This window comes from Micromonospora solifontis (assembly GCF_003725545.1).
In the GTDB taxonomy this organism is placed as follows: Bacteria; Actinomycetota; Actinomycetes; order Mycobacteriales; family Micromonosporaceae; genus Micromonospora; species Micromonospora solifontis.
Genome location: NZ_RJLN01000163.1, coordinates 1 through 5,068, shown reverse-complemented (window position 1 = coordinate 5,068; position 5,068 = coordinate 1). Strand labels below are relative to the sequence as shown.

The following is a 5,068-nucleotide window of genomic DNA, read 5'->3' as shown; positions in this document are numbered from 1 at the left end:
GAGGAAGGAGGGGCCCCTTGTTGACAAGGGGCCCCTCCGTTCACCTCAGGCGGCGGGCGCCTCCGCCGCCGTCAGGGTGACCGTCGCCTCGGTGCGGACGCCGTTGACGGTCACCGCGAGCAGCACCTGCGCGCCGGGGCGCAGCGCGGTCAGCACCCCGGTCGCCGGGTCGAACCGGGCCACGTGCCAGGGCTTCACCCCCGCCGCGCCCCCGATGTGCAGGTTGGGCGAGCCGGACCAGTCGGCGCTGACCGGCGCGCCCACCGGCACGGTACGACCGCCGGGCTGGGTGAGCGTGGCGGTGACCGGCGCCGGGGCGCCGACGGCCACGCTCGCCGGGACGGCCAGGGTGAGCCGGTCGACGTGGGCGTGGAACTCCGCCGCGACCCAGTCCGGCCCCTCGGCGAGCGGGTCCCGGCGGGCCTGCTCGGCCTCCTGCGGGGTCACCGGGTCGACGCCGAACTCGGTCCAGCCGGTGAAGCCGCCGAGCTCGGCCGGGGTCGAGGGGTTCTTGCCGGAGTTGCCGTTGATCACGTACGGCACGCCGTCCACCCGGTCGGCGTGGAAGGTGCCGACGTGCCCGTTGACCATCAGCGCGCCCTTGCCGGTGCGGTGCTGGAAGTCGGCCAGCCACTGCTCCACCAGGGCCGCCTCCTTCCGGTCGAGCAGCTGACTGGCCTTGGCCGGGCTGGGGTCCCGCGGCGGGTGGTGGAAGAGCACCGCGACCGAGCCGACGGCTGGGTCGGCCGCCGCCGCGTCCAGGGTGTTCCGCAGCAGCTCAACCTGGTCGAAGCCGCCGCCCCGCAGCGAGCCGGTGGCGGTGCTCAGGGTCAGGAACCGGGTGCCCTGGTGGTCGAAGACCCGCGAGGTGTCCCCGAAGACGCCGCGGAAGTTGCCGATCGGGGCGCCCATGATCTCGTGGTTGCCCGGCACGTAGTAGTACGGCAGCTCGCCGCCCAACTCCTCGTCCAGGATCCGCTTGGCCAGCACGAAGTCCGCCGGGTACGCGGTGTCCACGAAGTCCCCGTCGATGATCAGGAAGTCCGGCTTCGCCGCCTTGACCTCGCGGAGCGTACGGCGGGCCTGGGCGACCAGGTCACTGTCCGGGTCGGCGGCGACGAACTGGGCGTCGGACAGCACCGCGAACCGCCAGGGCGCCACGTCCACCGTGCCGTCGCGGAGCACCACCCGGTCGGTGCGGTTCGCCTCGGCCGGGGCGTCCAGAGTGGGCGGCACCCGCGCGACCAGGTCGTCGATCACGACCTCGCTCTGGTACTGCTTGGCCGGGTCGGTCTCGGCGACGTAGAACCGGCGCACCCGGACCGGGTACTGCACGCCCGGCGGCACCGTGAACTCGACGTACCGCCAGCCGGTCCAGGTGACGTACGGGCCGCGCAGCACGAACTGGGTGTCCTGCGCGTCGTGCAGGTGCAGGCTCGGCCACTCCCCGGTGCCGTTGCCCTTGATCCACAGGCCGAACGCCTGCGGCTGGCCGGGCACGTCGATCCAGGCGGGCGGGTCCGCGTAGGCGGCCCGGGTGCCGGTGGACTGGCTGAAGTCGTACGACATCCGCAGGCCGGTGCCGGTGTGCCCGGGCGCGGGGGCGACCGCGCCGCTGGCCCGGGCCTGGCTGAACTTCCAGGCGGCCGCGTCGTCGAAGCCAGCCACCGGCACGTCGGTCAGCCCGACGGTCACCGGGAGCACGGTGGTGTGCGTTCCGACGTGGACGGTGACCAGGGCGGAGCCGGTGCCGTCGAGCGCCTTGACCGACAGGTTGCCGTCCGCCGTCGGGGTGACCGCCAGCAGGTCGTGGTCGTACTCCAGGCGCAGGTCGTCGGGCTCGATCGGCGCGCTGTTCCCCTCCGCGTCGAAGCCGACCACGCCGAACAGGCCGGTGTCGCCCGCGTTGTTCAGGCCGAGCCGGTCGACGGTGGCGTCGACCCGGTCCAGCGGGCCGAGCACGGTGAGGTCGAGGGTGCCCCGGGCCTCCTCGCGCCAGGCGGTGACGGTGCTGCGGCCGGGCCGGCCGGCCCGGAAGACGCCCTCGTCGTCCACTGTGCCCTGGGCGGCCGGGTTGGCCCGCCACTGCGGCGCGCCGGCGGCCGGCCCGTACGTCTCGTCGTAGCCGGCGGCGGTGAGCCGGCGGGTGAGGCCGGGGAAGACCCGGTCGGGCCGGCCACCCCGGATCGGCGCGACGCCCGGCGCGGCGGTCGGGTCGCTGGCGGTCTCCAGCCAGTAGCCGGTGAGCCGGCCGCTGCCCTCCGGGGCGTAGATGGCCAGGCCGTTCGGCACCGGCCGCTCGGTGCCGTCGGACGGGCTGTTCTCCACCTGGACGGTGGCCGCACCGGGCTCCCGGGCCAGCAGGGTCGAGGAGCCGCCACCGTCGAGGTTGAGCGCGTTCGCCGCGCCCAGCTCGCGCATCATCCGGCCCATCTCGGTCTGCGTGACACCCCGGCTGTCGGCCTGCCGGCCGTCGACCGTCAGCATGATCATCTTGCGGCCGTCGGCGGAGAAGCCGACCGAGGTACGCGGGGCGAGGCTCTGGTCGGCGATGTTCTGCACCACGCCGTCCCGGACCAGCACGCTGCCGCCTCCGACGGCGGCGCGCGGGCTGCTGCCGTCGGACGCCTTCGGCCGCCAGGTCACGTCGACCGGATCGCCGGGGCGCAGCGCGGCGAGCGCGTCGGCCCCCGCCTCCCGGCCGAGCAGCACGGTGGTGCCGGCCGGGATCGGGCCCTCGCCCGCCGTGGTGGCCACGGTCGCGACCGTGCCGCCGGTCACCGTCACCTCGACCACCCGGGCCGCGCCGTTCACAGCACGCCCGCGGGTGTACGTCCCCCAGAGCGGGGTGAAGACGCCGATGCCGTCGCGCTGCACCATGTTGTTGAACTGGGTCAGCGGGACCGGCCCGGCGGGCAGGGCGGCGCTGCCCTCGAAGCCGACCTGGATGATCCGGCCGAGCCCTTCCGGGCTGATCGCGGCGGCGTTGGTGTGCCCGGCGACCGGCGACTGGACCAGCTCGCCGGAGCGGATGCCGACGCCCTGGGCGGCGCCGGAGTTGTTGATGTCGAAGAAGTCGCCGTTCACGGCGGCCACCGCCCGGGAGCGGTCCACCGCCGCGCGCAGCGGCTCGTCCCGGGTGACCGCGTCGGAGTTGACGTAGTCCACGGTGACGCCGCCGGAGAGGTCGGCGGTGAGGGCGTCGGCACGCAGCCAGCCGGCGGCGTCGTACCGGTCGAAGGAGGTCAGGTCGAGCCCGGGGGCGACCGGACGGGTGGTCTTCGCGGTCTCCAGGCCACCGGCCGGCTCCAGGCCGGCGGCGGCGAGGGCGACCGCGGTGTCGGGGCGGGAGGAGGCGGCCGGGGCGTCCTCGGCGATGGTGGCGGTCCCGGCCGCGGGCGCCGCGGCGCCGGGCGGCACGGGTCCGACCAGGGTGAGCACCGGCGTCAGCAGCAGGGCGCCGGCGAGACGGGCGGATCGACTGCGGGTACGCATGGACGACAGTCAACCCGGAACTGAACAGAAGTTTCAAGAGGCGACCGCTTAACCGAAGAAAAACTTCACCCCTCGCCCCGGTACGCGAAGAGGGGCACGGCCGGTTAGCCGTGCCCCTCGTCGGGTCGTTCCGGTCAGCTCACTCGCCCGGAGTGGACTTCGCGATCTGCATCAGGAACTCGATGTTCGTCCGGGACTGCTTGAGCCGGTCCAGCAGGAGGTCGAGCGCCGCCTGCGAGTCCAGCGAGTGCAGCACCTTGCGGAGCTTGTGGACGATCGCCAGTTCCTCCGGCGCGAGCAGGACCTCCTCCTTGCGGGTGCCGGAGGGGTTGATGTCGATCGCCGGGAAGACCCGCTTGTCGGCGATCTTCCGGTCCAGCTTGAGCTCGGCGTTGCCGGTGCCCTTGAACTCCTCGAAGATGACCGTGTCCGCCATGGACCCGGTCTCCACCAGCGCGGTGGCGAGGATGGTCAGCGAGCCGCCGTTCTCGATGTTGCGCGCCGCGCCCAGGAAGCGCTTCGGCGGGTAGAGCGCGGTGGAGTCGATACCACCCGACATGATCCGGCCGCTGGCCGGCGCCGCCAGGTTGTACGACCGGCCGAGCCGGGTCACCGAGTCGAGCAGCACGACCACGTCGTGGCCCAGCTCGACCAGGCGCTTCGCCCGCTCGATCGCCAGCTCCGCCACCGTGGTGTGGTCCTGCGGCGGACGGTCGAACGTGGCCGCGATGACCTCGCCCTTCACCGACCGCTGCATGTCGGTGACCTCTTCCGGCCGCTCGTCGACCAGCACCACCATCAGGTGGCACTCCGGGTTGTTGCGGGTGATCGCGTTCGCGATCGCCTGCAACACCATCGTCTTACCGGCCTTCGGCGGCGACACGATCAGCGCCCGCTGCCCCTTGCCGATCGGCATCACCAGGTCGATGACCCGCGTGGTCAGGATGTGCGGCTCCGTCTCCAGCCGCAGCCGCTCCTGCGGGTACAGCGGGGTGAGCTTGTAGAACTCCGGCCGGCGCTTCGCCTCGTCCGGCTCCATCCCGTTGATGGTGTCCAGCCGGACCAGTGGGTTGTACTTGTCCCGCCGCTGCTCGCCGTCCCGGGCCGCGCGCACCGCACCGGTGATCGCGTCACCGCGGCGCAGGCCGTACTTCTTGATCTGGGACATCGAGACGTACACGTCGTTCGGGCCGGCCAGGTAGCCGGTGGTCCGCACGAAGGCGTAGTTGTCGAGCACGTCGATGATGCCGGCGACCGGGACGAGCACGTCGTCCTCGCCGACCTGCGGCTCGCGGCCACCGCCGTCGCCGCCCTCGGCCCGCTCGCCACGGCCCCGCCGACGGTCCCGGAAGCGGCTGCGCCGGCCGCGCCGGCCGCCGCCCTCGCCGTCCTCGTCGCCGTCGTCGTTGCGCTCGGCGCGCTGGCCACGGTCGTTCCGGTCACCACGGTCGTTGCGGTCACCGCGCTCGTTGCGCTCGGCGCGGTCGCCCCCGCGCTCGCCGCGCTCACCGCGGTCACCCCGCTCGTTGCGCTCGCCGCGCTCGGCCCGCTCACCGCGGTCACCCCGCTCGTT

General features: G+C 73.7%; 2 protein-coding genes. Both read right to left on the bottom strand.

Annotated features, from left to right (window positions below; genetic code table 11):
• Positions 1-45 precede the first annotated feature (45 nt).
• Positions 46-3,495: a phosphodiester glycosidase family protein gene (locus EFE23_RS27410; RefSeq protein WP_123243763.1), complete on the bottom strand. Its 3,450-nt coding sequence runs from the start codon at positions 3,493-3,495 to the stop codon at positions 46-48.
• Between the two features lie 139 nt (positions 3,496-3,634).
• The coding region (gene rho / locus EFE23_RS27405; RefSeq protein WP_123243762.1) for a transcription termination factor Rho at positions 3,635-5,068 on the bottom strand (1,434 nt) is incomplete at its 5' end.